The organism is Alteromonas gracilis (assembly GCF_036870955.2).
Lineage (GTDB): Bacteria > Pseudomonadota > Gammaproteobacteria > Enterobacterales > Alteromonadaceae > Alteromonas > Alteromonas gracilis_A.
The window spans coordinates 559774-578317 of sequence record NZ_CP145482.2 but is presented as its reverse complement, the minus strand read 5'-3'; the positions used below and the strand labels follow the sequence as shown (position 1 = coordinate 578317).

The window sequence follows — 18544 nt, the reverse complement described above, 5'->3', positions numbered from 1 at the left end:
ATGTCAAGGCAAGCGCATTATTTAGCGATATTTGCCCTCCTACTTATCTTCCTGCAAGGCTGTGCAGGAAGAACCGCCCCTGCCCCTGTCATACTTCTTAATAGTCAAGTCGCCGATGGCAGCGAAGAATTTACACAAGATACCTACAAAGTACAGCGTGGCGACACGCTTTTTGCAGTGGCATGGTTTACCGGAAATGACTATCAAGATCTTGCAAAATATAACGGTTTATCAGCGCCTTATACGATCTACCCCGGTCAGATCCTACGTGTAACCGCACCACCTCAAACCGCTAGAGCCCCCGCTAAATCTACGATCAAGACTAAACAGTCAACAGATCCGACCTCTCCCTCTATAGACAAAAGTGTGGTTGACCGCAAAAAAACACAGGCGTATCGTGAAAGTGAAAAAGTTGTTAACCCACAAAATGTTACCACTGTCAAGAAGCCGTCAGCTAGCGTCAAAAATAAAGCGCCAAGCGGTTTTCCAAGCAAAGTACAAAAGTGGGTATGGCCCGCACAAGGTAGGCTAGTAGAGACCTTCAGTAAAGCGGAGTCTGGCAACAAAGGAATTGATATCGCTGGGGCAAGAGGCAGTAATGTGGTTGCCGCAGCAGATGGAAAAGTTGTTTACTCGGGGAATGCACTTCGAGGTTACGGTAACTTGGTGATAATTAAGCATACCGACACCTTCCTTAGTGCCTATGCCTACAATGACACCATAGTTGTGAAAGAGCGAGAATGGGTGTCTGCAGGCCAAACAATAGCCAAAATGGGTAGCAGCGGCACTAATTCGGTAAAACTTCATTTTGAAGTGAGGTATAGAGGGAAATCGTTAGACCCGATGAAATACCTGCCAAAGCAATAATAACAACAATAAATAATAAGAAGAACGCAGAAAGGAGATACGTCATAAGGTAAACCTTGTAGCAGGAGATTCACCATGGGTAAATCAACGAAAACCTTAGAATCAAAACCTCAAGATGACTTAGAAGTCATCGATGCGCCAGCTGATATGAAGGCTGACGAGACCTTAACGAACGACGCTGAACTGGAAAGCGATGATGCTATTTTCAGTCAGGATGACCAACCTAAAAACTTGGATGCAACACAGCTTTATCTTGGTGAGATTGGCTTTTCGCCACTGCTTACCGCAGAAGAAGAAGTTTATTTTGCACGCCGCTCACTGAAAGGCTGTGAAGCCTCGCGTAAACGCATGATTGTGAGTAACCTTCGCCTTGTGGTGAAAATTGCTCGCCGATACAACAACCGTGGACTCGCACTATTAGACCTTATTGAAGAAGGTAACCTGGGTTTAATTCGCGCAGTCGAGAAATTTGACCCGGAACGTGGGTTCCGCTTTTCAACGTACGCCACATGGTGGATTCGCCAGACAATCGAGCGCGCAATAATGAACCAAACGCGCACCATTCGCCTGCCTATTCACGTGGTAAAAGAGCTTAATGTTTATTTGCGTGCTTCGCGCGAACTTTCGCAAAAACTCGATCACGAGCCAACTGCTGAAGAAATTGCATTAGCCCTTGATAAACCAGTGGAAGATGTGACCAAAATGCTGCGTTTAAACGAACGCATTACTTCGGTAGACACCCCTATTGGTGGCGAAAACGATAAAGCTTTATTAGATATTATTGCAGACGAAAAAGAGTTTAGCCCTGAAGAAAGTCTTCAAGACTCTGACATCAAAACCAATATTATTTCTTGGCTTGAAGAGTTAAACCCTAAACAACGTGAAGTATTAGCACGACGCTTTGGTCTGATGGGCTACGAACCTTCTACATTAGAGGACGTGGGTGCTGAAATTGGCTTAACACGTGAACGTGTTCGCCAAATTCAAGTAGAGGCATTGCGCCGCTTGCGCGATATGCTTGGTCACCAAGGGCTTTCACTAGAAAGTTTATTCGACCAAATGAAATAACCTGTAAAAAATTCCCCTAAAGGAGACAAAAAGCCAGCGTAAATGCTGGCTTTTTGTTGTTTGCGCTGCGTAAATAAACCCCTAGCTTCGCTTTATTCTATGCTCGCGCTAGCGTAACAAAGCTATATGCATGTGGGTTTTTGTCGTCAGGTTCAAACGCTTCTCGCGCTGTTTCATTCCACGTTGTAGCTGCTTCATAATCTGGAAATTGCGTATCACCCGCTACATCTAAATCGATAAACGTAAGATAAAGTGTGTCAGCTTTATCGAGAAATGACTGATAGATAGTTCCGCCACCAATAACCATAATTTCATTGGTCTGTGGGCTTAGCGCTTTTGCCACCTCGAGTGCTGATTCTGGCGAGTCCACCACAGTAGCATCTGATAAGCTGTATTCACTATTACCTGTAATCACAATGTTGGGGCGACCCGGTAAGGCCTTACCAATAGACTCGTAGGTCTTTCGCCCCATAATAACGGGCTTTCCTAAGGTTACTGCTTTAAAGTGCTTTAGGTCTGCTGGTAAATGCCACGGCATATCATTGTCGGCGCCAATTACGCGGTTGTTTGCCATGGCGGCAATCATTGATAACTTCATACACGGTCACCCTCTTTTACTAGGCTGGCTATACTACATTATCCGCCGGAAAAATTGGGTATAAATTCGCGTAAGATTTTCGGTTCGCGCGTTTTTATTGCCTGTACGCTGTCAACTACGACCGAGCTGTCTATTTGAAATTGCTCCAGTTGTTTTTTAACCGTGACCTCCAGTGTTTTCAGTTCCTCGCTCGATTGAGAGATTTGCTGCGCCGTGGCCGACACCTCACTGGCGTTATCATCTATGCTTTGAATACTCACATTAAGTTCATTGACCACAATGTTTTGCTGTTCAGCCGCTGTTGCGATAGACGTATTTAAGCTGGAAATAGACGATACCGACGAAGATATTTCTTTAAGTGCGTTTGCCGCAGACTTGGCTTTCTCCACCAAATCCGATGCCAATAGCTTATTCTCTGTAATACTCCTAACGGCTTTCTCGACGCCTTGCTGCACTATGGCAACTGACTCTTCAATTTCTTGAGTAGAGTCTTGCGTGCGCTGTGCTAACGAGCGAACCTCATCAGCAACTACAGCGAATCCTCGCCCTTGATCGTAAGCTCGCGCCGCTTCGATGGCTGCATTGAGTGCCAGTAAATTTGTTTGTTCAGCAATACTTTTAATGACATCTACCATTGATGCAATGTCACGACTACTGGTGTGCAGACTTTCAATGACCGCTGCTGACCCTGACAAATCTTCATCAAGATGATTCACGCTGCTTAGTGTTTCGTCTATTTTGCGATGACCAGATAACGCTTGGGTATCTGCAGCAGTTGCACTGTCTGATGCCTGCTCAGCGTTTTGGGCTACGCCTAGTCACAGTGCTGGAGAGTTGATTGACTGCCGAGGCAACATTTGCCGTTTCTTCAGCTTGTTGTTTCGAATATTTTTGACTGTCATTAATCAATACTGACATTCTCTCTGTCGCCTCAGAGAGGATATCAAAAGCCTTGGTGATGTCGCCAATTAGGCCTTCAAGCTTGCTTACAAATGCATTTATACTGGTGGCCTGCTGACCTATTTCATCATTGCCAAAAACGGGTAAACGTTGAGTTAAGTTATTGTCTCGTTCCATTTTAAAAAGCACCGATCGTGCTGACATAATAGGAACGGTAATCATACGGGCCAACCACCACGTAACGATGGCGCCTAGCAAAACGCTACAAAGCCACAGCGAAATAGCAATGTACCGAGTATCTACTAGCGATGCCTCAGCGATATCACCTTGCTCATTCATAGAATTGAACACACTTTCACTGAGCCTGGCGGTAATATCGGCCGCTTTTGGGCCGTTGACGTCAAGAATAGTGTTAATGGCTTCATTGCGCTCGTATATCACCGTGACTACGCGCTCAAACCCTTGCCGATAATTTTCAATATCTTGTTGGGTTTCAACTAACAGAGCGTATTCTGGGCCTTCATTCACAATAGACAATAAATCTTCAATGCTTTTTAGCGCGCTGGCAAGCTCTGCACGCACCCGCTGGGCGGATGGCTCATCGTTTGTATCTAAAAATTTAAATACATAAATACGTGCAAGCAGCAGTGCCCGCAAACTATTGCTTGAATAATAGGTGGTATCGCTGTTACCTGACTCGTAAGCAAGGTTGATAGCCTTGGTAAGACTTCGTTCAATTTTGGGGCCGTTAACGTTTAGAGTATTGGTCACGATATCGTGACGCATGTCCATCTTAGGAATAACGGTGTTGTAGAAAGCGCTATTGTATTGCTCGTCCAGTTTATCTAACTCATTGAGCAAGGCCACCCTTTCAGGGTTGGAAAAGTCTGCTCGTGCTTTTTTTCGCATGTTAATTAGTTGCGTTGCTGAGGTATCGAATGCCTCTACCGCACTTTGCTGTGAAGTACGCACATACTCTTTTACCGTGATGCGCTTTAGCAACAAATACTCTGATATACGGTTAGCCGTATTGGCATCTGGCGCCAGATCTTCAGAAATTCCCTTAATGCCTTTTTCTACGGCGCTTAAGTTTAGAAATACCACGACTACCAACATAGATAGCAAAGCCAAAATAGCGACGGGGGATGCAAAAACTTTATAGCGTATAGGCAGGTTGTTAAAAACAGAAGGGTTACTACGCATCAATACATCCTATTTCATGTGTGGGAATGACGCTTTAAAACAATATAAACTCAGCGCTTGCTGTAATGACTACTAACAGCAACTAAGCAGAACGAATAGAAGTAATATTTATGTATAGTTCACGCGGGTGCTATGGCAAGTGAATAACGAAGTAATCACACGATTTAAGAGCAAAACTAGACTTAAGTATAACTGTATGACGCGCCGTTAACCCCGCCCTTCCAATATTGCTAACGAAAAGCCATCTGCGGTTGAAAGACGGTTTGAATAATCACTTCTTGTGTTCCCAAAATGTCCAGTTTCGAACGCTTTGGTGTACGCTAATGAACACCACCTTGCGCAAAACCATCTACTTAAAACAAAAACGCAATAAAAACAGCCACATAAATATTGGCCTAACTATTGATTTGTACATTGATAAACATCGCAGTCATAAGGGCATTAATACGCGCTGACTATAGCTATGGATAACCATCAATGGAGTACTTTTATGACGCGGCTTAATACGACAATATTATTGTTAATACTATTGGCAACAGGCGCCTGCACATCAAATCAAGCCATCAAATTAGATACCAGTGTTAGCGGGGCTTATCGGTTTGAAGATGGCACCCTTTTTTCGCTCTCCCCTTCAAATGAAACGCGTATTAGAATGCTAAATTATGACAATGGAGAGCCTTATTCGCTGTACTACACCCAAGAAGATGGTTTTAACATAGCAAAAGGGTTTGGCTCCACCGACTTTTTCGCCACTGGTGATTTTCACTACGATGATAAACAAGAGATTATTGCAGCCAAATGGACTCAAGATGGCGTGTCAAAAGTGCTTACCAAGCTCCCTCTTGTACGAAAGACCGTTATGTTTAAAAGTGGTGACCTTATGTTGCGAGGAGAGCTCACGCTACCAGAAGGCAAAGGCCCCTTCCCTGTTGTAGTGACAGTACATGGTTCTGAGTCATCAAGTGCGGTTGACTACTACCAGTGGCCCTATTTGCTAGCCGCCAATGGTATTGCAGGGTTCAAATATGATAAGCGTGGCACTGGTGGCTCAGAAGGAGAATACACTCAGCACTTTCCAACCTTGGCGGGTGATACTGTAGCGGCAATTAACTACCTTAGGTCAGAACATAATATTGATATGGAAAAGGTAAATCTATTAGGCTTTAGCCAGGGCGGCTGGATAGCACCATTGGTAGCGAAAGAAATTAATATTCAGTCTTACATTATCGCTTTTGGTACATCAGTACCTACCTCCAGAGAAGACCGCTGGGGTTATGTAAAGCGTCTTATCGACAACAGCTATGGAGAAAAAGAAATTGGCTACGCCGATGAGATTAACGCGCTTATTACTCAAATAGTGGTGTATCACAATGAAGCGGCCTGGGATGAACTTTTAGCGCTGAAAGATAAATACCAAGACGCAGAGTGGTTTAAGGTTATCGCAAATTCTGACTCGATGCTGGGCTTCGTTTCATCAAAACTAACGCATCCATTGGTAGGTTTAATGCCAGATATAGGTTGGAAGTGGTATACCCAATGGAAGCGCGGTGACAGCAAGGGCCCAGGCTTTAATCGCACCTACCAGCCGCTAGAGACATTATCTACACTCAACACACCATCGCTGTGGCTTTTGGCTGGGGAAGATACAAGCCTGCCAACTCCAGAAACAGCCCAAGATTTAGCAGCGCTTAAAAGCCAAGGCCTGCCTATTGACTTTACGGTGTACCCTGGCGCCGAGCACGGCAATGTGATGTACACCACTGACGCTGAAGGAAAACGTACCTACACCCACTATGTCGAAAGCTATTTTCAAGACGTAGTGAATTACTTTCAGCAGCAAAATGATGTTGCACCACTGCGCTAATCTACCTCTCACATGTCAACAGGCAATAAAAAAGCACGTACATGATAACGTGCTTTTCTTAACTACATTCGGTATGGGCTAGCGACGATATTCTACTTCTACGTCGTAGTCGTCTTCGTCCCAATCATCGTCATCTAGGTCATCGCCTAAATCGCCTTCAAATTCATCGTGGGCTTCTAACGTATTCTTATGATACGTATCCCACTTGAACTCTACCTCTTTCTTCTCTTCTTCCTGTTCTAATTCAGCAGGAAGCGTTTCAATGAAGTCCATAACATCATTGCACAGCGGGTCGAGGTTCATTTTTTGGAACGCTGAAATCTGGTATACCGGGCCTTCCCAGCCTAGCGCGTCAATGACTGCTTGGCAGCGTTCTTCGGCTTCTTCTTCAAGCAACAAATCGACTTTGTTAAAAACAAGCCAACGTGGCTTTTCAGCCAGTTTTGGGCTGTATTTTTCTAGCTCTTCAATAATGGCTTTTGCATTTTCAGCCGGGTCGCTCTCGTCTACCGGGAAAATATCAACCACATGTAGCAAAATACGGCAGCGCTCAAGGTGTTTGAGGAAGCGAATACCAAGGCCCGCGCCGTCTGCAGCACCTTCAATAAGACCCGGAATATCAGCAACAACAAAACTACGCTGAGAATCTTGGCGCACAACACCTAGGTTAGGTACAAGCGTAGTAAATGGATAGTCAGCTACTTTTGGCTTTGCAGCAGAAACCGAGCGAATAAAGGTCGATTTGCCGGCATTTGGCATACCTAAAAGCCCCACATCAGCAAGTAGCATTAACTCAAGCTTTAGGTTGCGAATTTCGCCAGGCGTACCATTGGTCTTTTGGCGTGGCGCACGGTTAGTACTGCTTTTAAAACGGGCATTACCTAAGCCGTGAAAACCGCCTTGCGCGACTTTAAGCTTTTGCTCATGGCGCGTAAGGTCGCCCAATACTTCGCCTGTATCGCTGTCAGTAGCACGTGTACCTACCGGTACCATAACCGTAAGGTCTTTACCTTTTTTACCGATACAGTTGCCGCCTTGACCGTTCTGGCCTCGCTCTGCACGGTGAAAACGCTCAAAACGATAATCGATCAATGTATTCAGGTTTTCATCGGCTTGTAGATATACACTGCCGCCGTCACCACCGTCGCCGCCATCTGGGCCACCTTTAGGTACGTATTTTTCCCTTCTAAAGCCAATGGTACCGTTTCCACCGTCGCCGGCTTCAACGCGAATTTCAGCTTCATCTACAAATTTCATTTATCACTCCGGGCTGTAATGCCGTGGGTTATTAACTTACTAATGCAAATACTAAGTTTACACCATAATGCGCCTAAGCGCGTTAAAACAAAAAACCCCGCTTGCGCGGGGTTTTTCTAAGCCTGTTCGGCGAGAAGCTTTCGCGCTTACTCAGCAACGATGCTTACAAATTTACGGTTCTTCGGTCCTTTAACGTCGAACTGAACTTTACCGTCTTTTAGTGCAAACAACGTGTGGTCTTTACCGATACCCATGTTGTCACCAGCGTGGAAACGTGTACCACGTTGACGAACAATGATGTTACCAGCAAGAACAGATTCACCACCAAAGCGCTTAACACCTAGGCGTTTACTTTCTGAATCACGACCGTTTTTGGTACTACCACCAGCTTTTTTGTGTGCCATGTGTTCGTGCTCCTATTATGCGTTGATACCAGTGATTTTCACTTCCGTGAACCACTGACGGTGACCCGCTTGCTTACGAGAATGCTTACGACGACGGAACTTAACGATTTTTACTTTATCGCCACGACCGTGTGTAACAACCTCAGCTGTCACCTTACCACCAGCAACGATTGGTGTGCCGATTTTTACGTCGTCACCGTTGCTTACCATTAAAACTTTGTCAAATTCAACCGTTTCGCCTGGGGCTACTTCGATTTTTTCAAGACGAACGGTTTGGCCTTCGGCCACACGGTGTTGTTTACCGCCACTTTGGAAAACCGCGTACATAGTTAACTCCGCTCTGCGTCCACTGACGCTTCAATTCAAAAAACAGGGCGCGAATTGTACGTGAAACATCCGTAAATCACAAGCCCGATTCGCAGAAAAAATGATTATTTTTCCAACATGGGTGGAATTATGCCTGAATTGCCCATTTGATGCAGCTTTAAAAGCAATAAATAGCGCAAAAAAATGAAGAAATTGATGATATTGGATCGACTACACTCACACAAAATACGATTTACCGATCGTTTTTCGATGATCAATTTGTCAGATCCCGCCTCATGTGATCGCCATTTCTACGCGCATTTTAATCAGGCGATCGCGCTTGTGATCGCTTTAAGTCGATCTCACAAACTTGTTCTTTTTATCTCTTTGTTTTGTAGTGGCGAAGTCGATAGTAAACAGCAACTTGAATTTCGATAGTTTAAATAAATATGACAAATACGCATCTCGAGTGAAAATCCTCAACCAGTGCCTATAATTACAATATTCGTTGGTGCTTTTTTGCTAAAAATCGCAATATCAACCATGCGTTGCGCCAATATCCCATTCACACAATTGCTAAATTGCGTGATTTGAGCGTGCGTTTGACGGCTAAATTCGTTAAGCCGCCATTTTTTAAGACAATTTGGTGGATAGTATGGGTGATTAAGGTACAATCGCCCCCAATTATTGCCAGACGTTAGAGTAAGTTTTTATTGCCATGCCTATGGATATAGATCAAATCCGCGCCCTGTCGAATGAAGATATGCAGGCGGTTAACCAACTGATTCAACAACAAGTGGACTCAGAAGTTGCACTGATTAATCAGCTAGGTTTTTACATAGTAAATAGTGGTGGCAAACGATTGCGTCCACTGCTTACCGTGCTAAGTGCACGTGCTATGGGCATCGACAATAACGATCATCATACCCTCGCTGCTATCGTTGAATTTATTCACACCGCAACCTTACTGCATGACGATGTTGTTGATGAGTCGACTATGCGTCGTGGTCGAGAGACTGCCAATGCCATTTTTGGTAATCAAGCGTCTGTCTTAGTGGGCGATTTCTTATATACGCGTTCTTTCCAGATGATGGTAAGCCTAAAGCGCATGCGCGTAATGGAAATACTGTCAGAAGCCACTAACCAGATTGCCGAAGGCGAAGTGTTACAGCTGATGAACTGCAACGACGCCAGTACCACTGAAGCGCGTTACTTCGATGTTATTTATGGTAAAACGGCTCGTTTGTTTGAAGCCGCAACTCAGCTTTCAGCCGTGCTTACAGACCAGAGCAACGACGTTGAAGTGGCCATGCAGGAGTACGGAAAGCACTTAGGCACTGCATTCCAGTTAGCAGACGATATTTTAGATTACATGGCTGACAGTGAGGAAATGGGCAAAAACGCGGGTGATGACCTTGCCGAAGGTAAGCCGACACTGCCATTGCTTTACGCTATGTGGCATGCCAAAAACGATGAAGATCGTGCATTAATTCAAGAAGCCATTGAACAAGGTAACGGTCTACCTCACCTAACGCGTATACAAGGCATTATGGAAGAAACCGGAGCCTTAAATTACACGCGAGAGTGTGCGAATAAAGAAGTTCAAATGGCGATAGACAGTTTGGCGATTATCCCCGATTCAGATTACAAAGACGCCTTGATAGCACTTGCGCATATTTCAGTTGAGCGCACTAGCTAAATACCTCAGTAATAGCTTGGTAGCATGCGGTAGGGAAGCACAGCCCTACCCTTCAAGCATATAGCCCAGCATTCCCACCAAGAAACCGATAATACCACCCAACGGTGGTAACCAGTGATTATCCATGCGAATTTGCGGTGCGATGTCTTGAAACACAGAATACAAAATGCCTCCGGCAGCAAAAAGCATAATGGCACTTGTTATCACTGGAAACTGCGCCAGGAAATAAAATCCAATAAGACTGAACAGCGGCCCTAACAATGCCATCAGCGCAAAAAGTATGATGAGCTTTGTACTGCGCTGTTTGTTTTTTGGGGTCATCTCGCGATACGCATTAAACCCTTCAGGCAAATTTTGAACGGCTATGAGCAAACCAAGTAACATTGTACCGCCGCCTAATGCTGCCGTTGTACCCAGTGCAATTGACTCTGGTACGAAATCACTAAGCATAGCTGCCAACTGACTACCAGCCGTTTTCTTCTTTGCTAAGTAGATATCAAGCGCCATAAACGATAGCGCCCCTGCAATAAAGCAAATCAGCGCTGTGGTTATTGATACGTCTTTAACTCCTTCAGGCACTAAAACCAAACCAACGGCAGAAATCAGGGCGCCAGCGCCCAAAGCCAAAATGCCATGGCGCAATTCCTTTTCAATCCATTTAGGCTGAATACCTTGGTAGGTAGCCAAAATGGCACCAGCTGGCATTGCTAAGCCCGCTACGGTAGCGATGATGAGCAACCCTACAATATCACCTTGCGCCATGCCTGATCCTTTTGCTAACGGTTATTTGGGTTCCATTAAGGCCGGATGCCCCAACAAAAAGAGCAGCCTATGCTGCTCTTTTAAATATACACTCTTTACTAAAATTTAGTTTAGGTCGAGATCTCTTGTCATGTTCTCGTTCTTATCGCGATGCACGATAATATTATCTTCAATGCGAATACCACCAAATGGTTTGTACGCATCTATTGTATCCCAATTGATGAACTTAGACGCTGGTGTTGCTTTTAAATCTCGTAGCAAGCTGTCGATAAAGTAAAGCCCCGGCTCGATAGTAAATACTTGGCGTGGCTCTACAATGCGAGTACAGCGCAGGAACGGATGATCTTCAGGTGCAGGCTTAGGCGTCCCTCTGTCATCGTTCACTAGACCGCCGACGTCGTGCACTTGAAGCCCAAGAAAGTGCCCAATACCGTGTGGGAAGAAGGTACGCGTGATACCCATTTCTACAATTTCAGGCGGTGTAAGGTTTACTACCCCAGTGTCGTGGAGTATCTGCGCGATACCATCATGGGCCAGTAGGTGAATATCTGAGTACGCTACACCAGGTTTTAGGCTGTCGGCCAGCGTAAGCGTGACCTTATCAACGGCTTTTATCAAGTCGCTAAACAGCGTTGAGTTTTGGCTGTAGGTGCGGGTAATGTCTGCCGCATAACCGTGATAGTTGGCACCTGCGTCGATGAGGAACGAACGGTTTTCACTTGGCGCAACCGTATCGCACTGCATGTAATGCAAAATGGCAGAATGCTCGTTTAACGCGACAATACTGGTGTAAGGCACATCGTTGTCGCCCTGACGGCACGCTTTTGCATACGCAAGGTTGATATCAAACTCGCTTTTACCCGCACGAAAGGCCTCTTCTGCAGCTTTGTGACCTGCTACTGCTAGCTTGTTCGCTTCGCGCATACAATCTAGCTCATAGTCAGTTTTGTACGCTCGTTGATAGTGCAAGTAATGCAAAACACGGTCAGGGTTAATATTGTCGAAACCAAGCGCTTTAGCCACTTCAATATATTCGCCAATGTAAGCAAAACGCTTCTTGTCGTAAGGTAAGAACTTCTCTACCGCGTCGGCTTGTTGAAGCAATTTAATGTCGAAGCTGTCTGTCCAAAAATCGTTTGGTTCTGGAGGCACTTTGTGCCAAAAATCCTCTGGACGATAAAAAATTAGTGTGGGCTTATCAACGCCATTTACCACCAGCCAGCAGTTTGGATTATCAATAACAGGCACCCACGCCTTAAACTGAGGGTTAACCTTAAATGGATAATGGTTATCGTCTAAGAACAAACGTTTACCCTGGCCTGAATGAATAACAAGCCCGTCTAGTCCCTCACGCTGCAATGCTTCGCGGGTGCGCGCTTGAAGTTCTTCGATATGCTGTTGATAGGTTGCTTTATGTTGCGACATAGCCCCTCTTGTCTTTATGGTCGTTAGATGGATTACCTGTTCATATCAGTGTATCACGAGGCCATTGCCTCGTGCATGGTCACACGTGCGAACACCCCGTATTTAACTGTCAACTTATCGCAGATAAAGCCCTTAGACACAGGTTACTTCGGGGCTAGTTGCAATGTACCTGTGACAGGATGAGTACTGACAGCCTCGGCTGAAGGGATCATATCGCGGGTCAGCTGCGGAAAGATATTCTCATTGCTGCCTAGCTGCATATCGTAAATATGCTGATACGCCATTACGGCCTTCACGTAGGCGCGGGTCTCTTTGTAAGGAATGTTCTCTATCCAGATATCAACAGGCAGCGCTTCATCAGCTGGTAACCATTCCAACACCTTTCGCCACCCGGCGTTGTATGACGCTGATACCAACACCGGGTTGTTATTCAATTTATCCATCAAGTAACGTAAGTACTGCATACCGTATTCGATATTGTCGTTGGCATTAAACAACGCGTTGCGCGTTACTTTCTCTTGCGCCACATAACGCGCCGTGCCAGGCATAAGCTGCATCAGCCCCGTTGCGCCGACTGACGATATAGCGTCGGTGCGAAACGAACTCTCGCGTCGGGCAATGGCCATAGCCAAAGATTTAGAAATATTGTGAGTTTGCGCTTTTTGGCTAAACACATCGTCAAACGCTAACGGGAACCTACGTTCAACGTCATCCCAATAGCCGCTTTGCGCAAAGCTATTGATGGCTTGGTCGTAAAGACCCCATTCGTAAGCCAAAATACCTGCATCGGTTACGCGCGACTCTGGAATATGAGAAAGCAAGTAATACCATTCGCGGCGCGCACTGGTATTTCTGTCTAATCTAAAAAATTCAATAGCCCTAAGCGTTGCGGGCGTGCGGGCAACAATAGCCATCGCCTCGGCATCTTTGGGCGCGGGTGAATGCGACAACGACGGTATTTCACCAATATGTGCACTGGCCATAAAACCGTAGTAGTGACGTTCTTCAGCAAGTTCTTGATAAATAACCGTTGCCTGCATAGATTGCCCCAGCATTTCAAGCGCACGCGCCTTCCAGTACCGATAGTTTTCTTCTTGCTGAATATGTAGCGGGGCGTTGTCAATAACATCGACAACACCTTGCCAATTTCGGGTACGCAACAAATGAGAAACATGCCATAGCTTTATGTCATCACTTGCGCCGTCAATGTCTGCTTTTTCAAGCCATTGCGACGCTTGGGGTAAGCGGTCTAGGGTAAAACTAAGGGCAATAGCGCGTTTAATAATATGCTGCTGCGCATTAGAGAAAAGCCCTTTATCTTGGTATTGGGTATACACACCAGATGCAAGCTCAGGCTTTTTCCACGCCAGCTTTTCTAACGCCCATACAATCACCTCGGACTCGTGTGATTGGTTTTCGAATGGAAAAAGATTTTGGCGACTCACTCGGCTTGAATCGCGGGTTACCGCAAGCCAAGCATCAGCAATATATTGTTTGTCTGCTGGCAACTGACGCTTCAAATAATGAATAATACTGCGGTTACCTTCTTTAGCCGCAATCTCTATGCGCTGTATTACTCGCTCTGACGTCATCATGCCCGCTTTCTTCCATTTGGCAAAAAGCGGGTCGCACTCATCGGGTTGAGACTGCCCATGCAGCCATAGCGCATCAACTTCTTTTAATACAATGTTGGCTTGCTCGCCCTGTTTAAGCCGGTAATTAAGCGCAGTACATGTAAGCTTGGCGCCCATGCCATCACGGTAATCGGTTAAAAACGTCTTTTGATGATTATGGCGAGAAAGGTAGTTAAGCCACTTATAGCGCAAACCATAACTAACAGGTTGGCTTAAGCATAGTCTTGTAAAAACTGGCGCACATGACGCTTATTTTTAAGCGACATCGAGCGCTCTATTTGAAGGCGCAGCAAATAAGGATATAGCGGGTATTCAGCGAGGCTATGAATATCACGGTCCAAATCGGATATACGACGACGAGAATATGTACGTAACTTCTTTTCGAGCGCAATAAATTGTTCGCGCTCTTGCTGATAAATATCGTCGGGTAAGTTAAGAAGCGGTGCAGCGTTTGCGTGGTTTGCGTGGTTTGCACTTTTCGCACTTGGAGAAACAGCCAAGCCCAGAACAACCAAAATGCACGACAAAAGAAAAGCAGCCGAATGCGTGCCGCGCCTCGTACCTTCATAAAAGTACAGCGTGAAAGGCGGTGCTGAGCACTTAGGTAACAGGCTATACGCAGTTGATATAGCAGTGCACCGTTGCCAAAAAGAAACTAAACCAGACACAATAAAACTCCTAGCCTAACCTTACCAACCCGACGTTTTTTGGTCGTCGTGCGTCGTTATAAATGGTTGTTACCGAAGGTAGTGCAATGTACCGACGGAAAACACAACGTGGCTCCTTGCCAATAAAGATGTTGTGCCAGCTACCGTTAGCTATGCTTTACAAACATAGCCGACAATGATTGTTGATTATTTTTATGCTGGATTGGCGCTTTGCGTCAATAACGCTCATTATACAATCACCAAAACCGAAATGAAGCTTATATTCACTATTTGCTCTTGAATTTAAGTCATCCGACCACTACCTTAAGACAAATTGAAACAGCTGTTTGAATTTTTCGTTGAAATTTTGTGTGGCTTTGTAAAGAATCTAGCCACCCTAACGCGTTAGTGTTTTGAGTACGACCCTACAAACTTGTTGGTTTAATTCACTAACATCCTGGCCAATGCCGAAGGAGATGATAATGATATACACAGGCAAAAGTCTTTCCGTCAGCCTGTTAGATGACGGCTTTGCTGAGCTGGTATTCGACGCCCAAGGTTCAGTAAACAAGTTCGACCGCCAAACGGTGACAGAGCTTGACGAAGCAACACAAGCCCTACTTGCTAAAGGCGACGTAAAAGGCTTAGTAGTACGCAGCGCAAAACCTGCTTTTATCGTAGGTGCTGACATCACCGAGTTCACTGGCCTATTCGCCATGGACGACGCAGAAGTGCTAAATTGGGTTGCCAATACTTCACAAGTATTCGACCGCTTCGAAGACTTACCTTTCCCTACCATCGCTGCAGTTAACGGCTTCGCTCTAGGTGGCGGCTGTGAAATGGCATTGGCATGTGACATGCGTATTGCAGACACCACGGCTTCAATTGGTTTGCCAGAAGTTAAGCTAGGCCTTATGCCTGGTTTTGGTGGTACAGTTCGTCTACCTCGTCTAATTGGTGCAGACAATGCACTTGAGTGGATGACCACTGGCCGCGACAGAAAAGGCGCGAAAGCCCTTGCTGAAGGTGCGGTTGACGCAGTTGTTGCTCCAGAAGCACTAGTTGAAGGTGCGCTTTCAATGGTGAAAGACGCAGCTGACGGTAAGCTTGACTGGCAAGCACGTCGTGCGGTTAAGAAAGCTCCACTACAGCTAAACAAAAACGAAGCTATGATGAGCTTCTCTACTGCTCAAGCCATGGTATTTGCACAAGCTGGTAAACATTACCCAGCACCGCACAAAATGGTTGAGACAGTACAAAAAGCAGCTGGCCTAGACCGTGACGGCGCACTTAAGCTTGAAAACGAAGGCTTTGTAGCGCTAGCGAAAACAGACGCTGCGAAAGCACAAATTGGTATCTTCCTTGCCGACCAGCTAGTGAAAGGCAAAGGCAAGAAGCAAGCAAAAGCAGCCACCAAGCAGTCTACACTTAACGCGGTACTTGGTGCAGGCATCATGGGTGGCGGTATTGCATACCAAAGCGCAGTGAAAGGCACACCAGTAGTCATGAAAGACATTAACCAAGGTGCACTAGACCTTGGCCTTTCAGAAGCAGCAAAAATTCTTGGTAAAGGTATGAAGCGCGGTAAAGTTGATGCGACTAAAATGGCGCAAACGCTTAACGCAATTACACCTACCCTTGAGTACAGCACGCTTAAAGATGCAGACCTTGTGATTGAAGCGGTTGTAGAAAACCCGAAAGTAAAAGGTATTGTGCTTAAAGAAGTAGAAGGCAATGTAGCAGACGACGCTATCATCACTTCAAACACTTCTACTATCTCTATCAATCAGCTAGCTGAAAGCCTAGACAAGCCAGAGCGCTTCTGTGGTATGCACTTCTTCAACCCAGTGCACCGCATGCCGCTTGTTGAAATTATTCGTGGCGAAAAAACGTCAGAAGAAACCATCAATGCAGTAGTAGCTGCTACCCTTAAAATGGGCAAAACCCCAATTGTGGTTAACGACTGCCCAGGGTTCTTGGTAAACCGCGTATTGTTCCCATACTTTGCGGGCTTCAGTAAGCTTCTTATCGACGGCGCAGACTTCGTTGCCGTTGATAAAGTAATGGAAAAAATCTTCGGCTGGCCAATGGGACCTGCTTACCTAATGGACGTTGTAGGTATCGACACGGGCGATCACGCAGCAGACGTGATGGCAGCAGGTATTCCAGAGCGTATGGCTCGCCTAGACAACGACCCTGTAACACTGTTCTACAAAGAAGAGCGTTTAGGTCAGAAGAACGGTAAAGGTTTCTACAACTACGGTGTTGATAAGCGCGGTAAGCCGTCTAAAACACCTGCTGAAGAAGCATACGCACTAATGGCGCCACACGTAGCTGACAAGACAGACTTTGAAGCGGACGACATTATTGCACGCCTTATGATCCCTATGGCAAACGAAGCAATTCGCTGCCTAGAAGAAGGCATTGTAGATAGCGCAGCTGAAGCAGATATGGCGCTACTTTACGGCTTAGGTTTCCCTCCATTCCGCGGTGGTATTTTCCGTTGGATTGAAACCATTGGCTTGGCGAACTTTGTTGCTATGGCAGACAAGTACGCTGAACTTGGTCCAATTTATCAGATCTCAGACGGCGTTCGTGAAATGGCCGCTGCTGGTAAATCCTATTTCGCATAAGACCCGGAGGAAAATCTAATGAAAGAAGTGGTCGTAATCGATTGCGTACGTACCCCTATGGGTCGTTCAAAAAACGGTGTTTTCAGAAATGTGCGCGCAGAAGACCTATCTGCAGCACTAATGACCGCGCTACTAGAGCGTAACCCTGGCGTAAACCCAGCGGAAATTGAAGACATTATTTGGGGCTGTGTTCAGCAAACTAAAGAACAAGGCTTCAACGTTGCACGTAACGCGCAACTACTAACACAAATTCCACGCACAACAGGCGCGGTAACGGTAAACCGTTTATGTGGTTCATCAATGCAAGCCCTTCACGATGCAACGAGCGGCATCATGAGCGGTCGTGGTGACATTTACATGATTGGTGGTGTTGAGCACATGGGTCACGTACCGATGAACTACAACATCGACTTCCACCCAGGTCTTGCTAAGTACACCGCGAAAGCGTCGGGTATGATGGGTATGACAGCCGAGCTACTTGGCCGTCAAAACGGTATTACTCGTGAGCAACAAGACGCATTTGGCGCACGTTCGCACCAGCTAGCGCACAAAGCACACCTTGAAGGCCGCTGGGCTAACGAGATTGTGCCTGTTGAAGGTCACGATGCAAACGGCGTATTAAAGCTAATTGACTACGATGAAGTAGTACGCCCAGAAAGCACGGCTGAGAGCATGGCGGCACTTCGCCCTGTGTTTGACCCAGTAAACGGTACGGTTACGGCGGGTACGTCTTCTGCGCTGTCTGACGGTGCATCAGGTATGCTACTTATGTCTGCAGACCGCGCGAAAGAGCTTGGCCTAACGCCACGTGCGAAAATTCGCGCAATGGCAGTGGCGGGTTGTGATGCGGCAATTATGGGTTACGGCCCAGTGCCAGCAACACAAAAAGCCCTTAAGCGCGCAGGCCTTACTATGGACGATATTGAACTTGCTGAGTTTAACGAAGCGTTCGCGGCACAAGCACTATCGTGCATTAAGCAGCTAGGTTGGATGGACCACCTAGATACTAAGATTAACCTTAACGGTGGTGCGATTGCACTTGGTCACCCACTAGGTTGTTCTGGTTCACGTATCTCGGGTACGCTTATTAACCTAATGGAATCACAAGACGTAAGCCTAGGCTTAGCGACAATGTGTATTGGTTTAGGCCAAGGTATTGCTACCGTATTCGAGCGTGTATAAGCGTTTGAACTAGTGCTTTAAAAGCTAAGTTTTGAAAAGGGCCTTCGGGCCCTTTTTTGTTGTCTTTAAGATTGTTTCAGCATCTCTTTAAATGC

16 protein-coding genes are annotated in these 18544 nt (G+C 46.0%); 6 read left to right on the top strand and 10 right to left on the bottom strand.

The features are described 5' to 3' along the window. Both V6N89_RS02855 and rpoS read left to right on the top strand, forming a co-directional pair. Nucleotides 1–867, top strand: a complete 867-nt coding sequence (locus tag V6N89_RS02855; RefSeq protein ID WP_338520069.1) for a peptidoglycan DD-metalloendopeptidase family protein — start codon at nt 1–3, stop codon at nt 865–867. Nucleotides 868–942: 75 nt separating this feature from the next. Further along, nucleotides 943–1935: an RNA polymerase sigma factor RpoS gene (rpoS, locus tag V6N89_RS02850; RefSeq protein ID WP_338520067.1), complete on the top strand. Its 993-nt coding sequence runs from the start codon at nt 943–945 to the stop codon at nt 1933–1935. Between the two features lie 97 nt (nt 1936–2032). Here the strand turns inward: rpoS and folA are convergent, their stop codons facing one another. From folA to V6N89_RS02835, 3 genes are read right to left on the bottom strand one after another with little or no spacing between them, the layout of a single operon-like run. Further along, nucleotides 2033–2533 carry a type 3 dihydrofolate reductase gene (gene folA / locus V6N89_RS02845; RefSeq protein ID WP_338520066.1) on the bottom strand — a complete coding sequence of 167 codons (501 nt, stop codon included), beginning with the start codon at nt 2531–2533 and terminating at the stop codon, nt 2033–2035. Nucleotides 2534–2571: 38 nt separating this feature from the next. Then, nucleotides 2572–3270: a methyl-accepting chemotaxis protein gene (locus V6N89_RS02840; protein WP_346993772.1), complete on the bottom strand. Its 699-nt coding sequence runs from the start codon at nt 3268–3270 to the stop codon at nt 2572–2574. Nucleotides 3271–3328: 58 nt separating this feature from the next. Then, nucleotides 3329–4636, bottom strand: coding sequence for a methyl-accepting chemotaxis protein (locus tag V6N89_RS02835; RefSeq protein ID WP_346993372.1), 1308 nt, complete (start codon nt 4634–4636; stop codon nt 3329–3331). Between the two features lie 490 nt (nt 4637–5126). Here V6N89_RS02835 and V6N89_RS02830 point away from each other — a divergent pair, with 490 nt between their 5' ends. Next, a complete protein-coding gene (locus V6N89_RS02830; RefSeq protein WP_346993371.1) occupies nt 5127–6500 on the top strand; it encodes an alpha/beta hydrolase family protein in 1374 nt (457 codons plus the stop codon). 78 nt (nt 6501–6578) lie between these two features. On the opposite strand, the gene cgtA is transcribed toward V6N89_RS02830, so the two are convergent. The 3 genes from cgtA to rplU form a co-directional block, all read right to left on the bottom strand. Further along, nucleotides 6579–7757 carry an Obg family GTPase CgtA gene (gene cgtA / locus V6N89_RS02825; protein ID WP_346993370.1) on the bottom strand — a complete coding sequence of 393 codons (1179 nt, stop codon included), beginning with the start codon at nt 7755–7757 and terminating at the stop codon, nt 6579–6581. A gap of 146 nt (nt 7758–7903) precedes the next feature. After that, nucleotides 7904–8161 carry a 50S ribosomal protein L27 gene (rpmA, locus tag V6N89_RS02820; protein WP_012517170.1) on the bottom strand — a complete coding sequence of 86 codons (258 nt, stop codon included), beginning with the start codon at nt 8159–8161 and terminating at the stop codon, nt 7904–7906. A gap of 15 nt (nt 8162–8176) precedes the next feature. Next, nucleotides 8177–8488 carry a 50S ribosomal protein L21 gene (rplU, locus tag V6N89_RS02815; protein ID WP_012517169.1) on the bottom strand — a complete coding sequence of 104 codons (312 nt, stop codon included), beginning with the start codon at nt 8486–8488 and terminating at the stop codon, nt 8177–8179. A 703-nt stretch (nt 8489–9191) separates the two neighbouring features. Here rplU and ispB point away from each other — a divergent pair. Next, entirely contained in the window at nt 9192–10166 is a 975-nt protein-coding gene (gene ispB, locus V6N89_RS02810) for an octaprenyl diphosphate synthase (protein ID WP_338520059.1), read from the top strand. A 45-nt stretch (nt 10167–10211) separates the two neighbouring features. Here the strand turns inward: ispB and V6N89_RS02805 are convergent, their stop codons facing one another. The 4 genes from V6N89_RS02805 to V6N89_RS02790 form a co-directional block, all read right to left on the bottom strand. Continuing rightward, nucleotides 10212–10928, bottom strand: coding sequence for a ZIP family metal transporter (locus V6N89_RS02805; RefSeq protein WP_338520057.1), 717 nt, complete (start codon nt 10926–10928; stop codon nt 10212–10214). Between the two features lie 105 nt (nt 10929–11033). After that, the gene (pepQ, locus tag V6N89_RS02800; RefSeq protein WP_338520055.1) at nt 11034–12353 is read right to left on the bottom strand and encodes a Xaa-Pro dipeptidase; all 1320 of its coding nucleotides are present in this window, start codon (nt 12351–12353) and stop codon (nt 11034–11036) included. Nucleotides 12354–12496: 143 nt separating this feature from the next. Beyond that, nucleotides 12497–14179, bottom strand: coding sequence for a transglycosylase SLT domain-containing protein (locus V6N89_RS02795; protein WP_346993369.1), 1683 nt, complete (start codon nt 14177–14179; stop codon nt 12497–12499). A 20-nt stretch (nt 14180–14199) separates the two neighbouring features. Next, entirely contained in the window at nt 14200–14655 is a 456-nt protein-coding gene (locus V6N89_RS02790; RefSeq protein WP_338520051.1) for a hypothetical protein, read from the bottom strand. Nucleotides 14656–15116: 461 nt separating this feature from the next. Between V6N89_RS02790 and fadB the strand changes: the two genes are divergently transcribed. Both fadB and fadA read left to right on the top strand, forming a co-directional pair. After that, on the top strand, nt 15117–17267 hold the full coding sequence (gene fadB / locus V6N89_RS02785) for a fatty acid oxidation complex subunit alpha FadB (RefSeq protein ID WP_346993368.1): 2151 nt from the start codon (nt 15117–15119) through the stop codon (nt 17265–17267). 18 nt (nt 17268–17285) lie between these two features. Beyond that, the gene (fadA, locus tag V6N89_RS02780; RefSeq protein ID WP_024015658.1) at nt 17286–18449 is read left to right on the top strand and encodes an acetyl-CoA C-acyltransferase FadA; all 1164 of its coding nucleotides are present in this window, start codon (nt 17286–17288) and stop codon (nt 18447–18449) included. The last annotated feature ends 95 nt before the right edge of the window (nt 18450–18544 follow it).

Bases quoted from the DNA above. Each gene is read 5' to 3' on its own strand.
- V6N89_RS02855 (WP_338520069.1), top strand. From the start codon at position 1: ATGTCAAGGCAAGCGCATTATTTAGCGATATTTGCCCTCCTACTTATC.
- rpoS (WP_338520067.1), top strand. From the start codon at position 943: ATGGGTAAATCAACGAAAACCTTAGAATCAAAACCTCAAGATGACTTA.
- folA (WP_338520066.1), bottom strand. From the start codon at position 2,533: ATGAAGTTATCAATGATTGCCGCCATGGCAAACAACCGCGTAATTGGC.
- V6N89_RS02835 (WP_346993372.1), bottom strand. From the start codon at position 4,636: ATGCGTAGTAACCCTTCTGTTTTTAACAACCTGCCTATACGCTATAAA.
- V6N89_RS02830 (WP_346993371.1), top strand. From the start codon at position 5,127: ATGACGCGGCTTAATACGACAATATTATTGTTAATACTATTGGCAACA.
- cgtA (WP_346993370.1), bottom strand. From the start codon at position 7,757: ATGAAATTTGTAGATGAAGCTGAAATTCGCGTTGAAGCCGGCGACGGT.
- rpmA (WP_012517170.1), bottom strand. From the start codon at position 8,161: ATGGCACACAAAAAAGCTGGTGGTAGTACCAAAAACGGTCGTGATTCA.
- rplU (WP_012517169.1), bottom strand. From the start codon at position 8,488: ATGTACGCGGTTTTCCAAAGTGGCGGTAAACAACACCGTGTGGCCGAA.
- ispB (WP_338520059.1), top strand. From the start codon at position 9,192: ATGGATATAGATCAAATCCGCGCCCTGTCGAATGAAGATATGCAGGCG.
- V6N89_RS02805 (WP_338520057.1), bottom strand. From the start codon at position 10,928: ATGGCGCAAGGTGATATTGTAGGGTTGCTCATCATCGCTACCGTAGCG.
- pepQ (WP_338520055.1), bottom strand. From the start codon at position 12,353: ATGTCGCAACATAAAGCAACCTATCAACAGCATATCGAAGAACTTCAA.
- fadB (WP_346993368.1), top strand. From the start codon at position 15,117: ATGATATACACAGGCAAAAGTCTTTCCGTCAGCCTGTTAGATGACGGC.
- fadA (WP_024015658.1), top strand. From the start codon at position 17,286: ATGAAAGAAGTGGTCGTAATCGATTGCGTACGTACCCCTATGGGTCGT.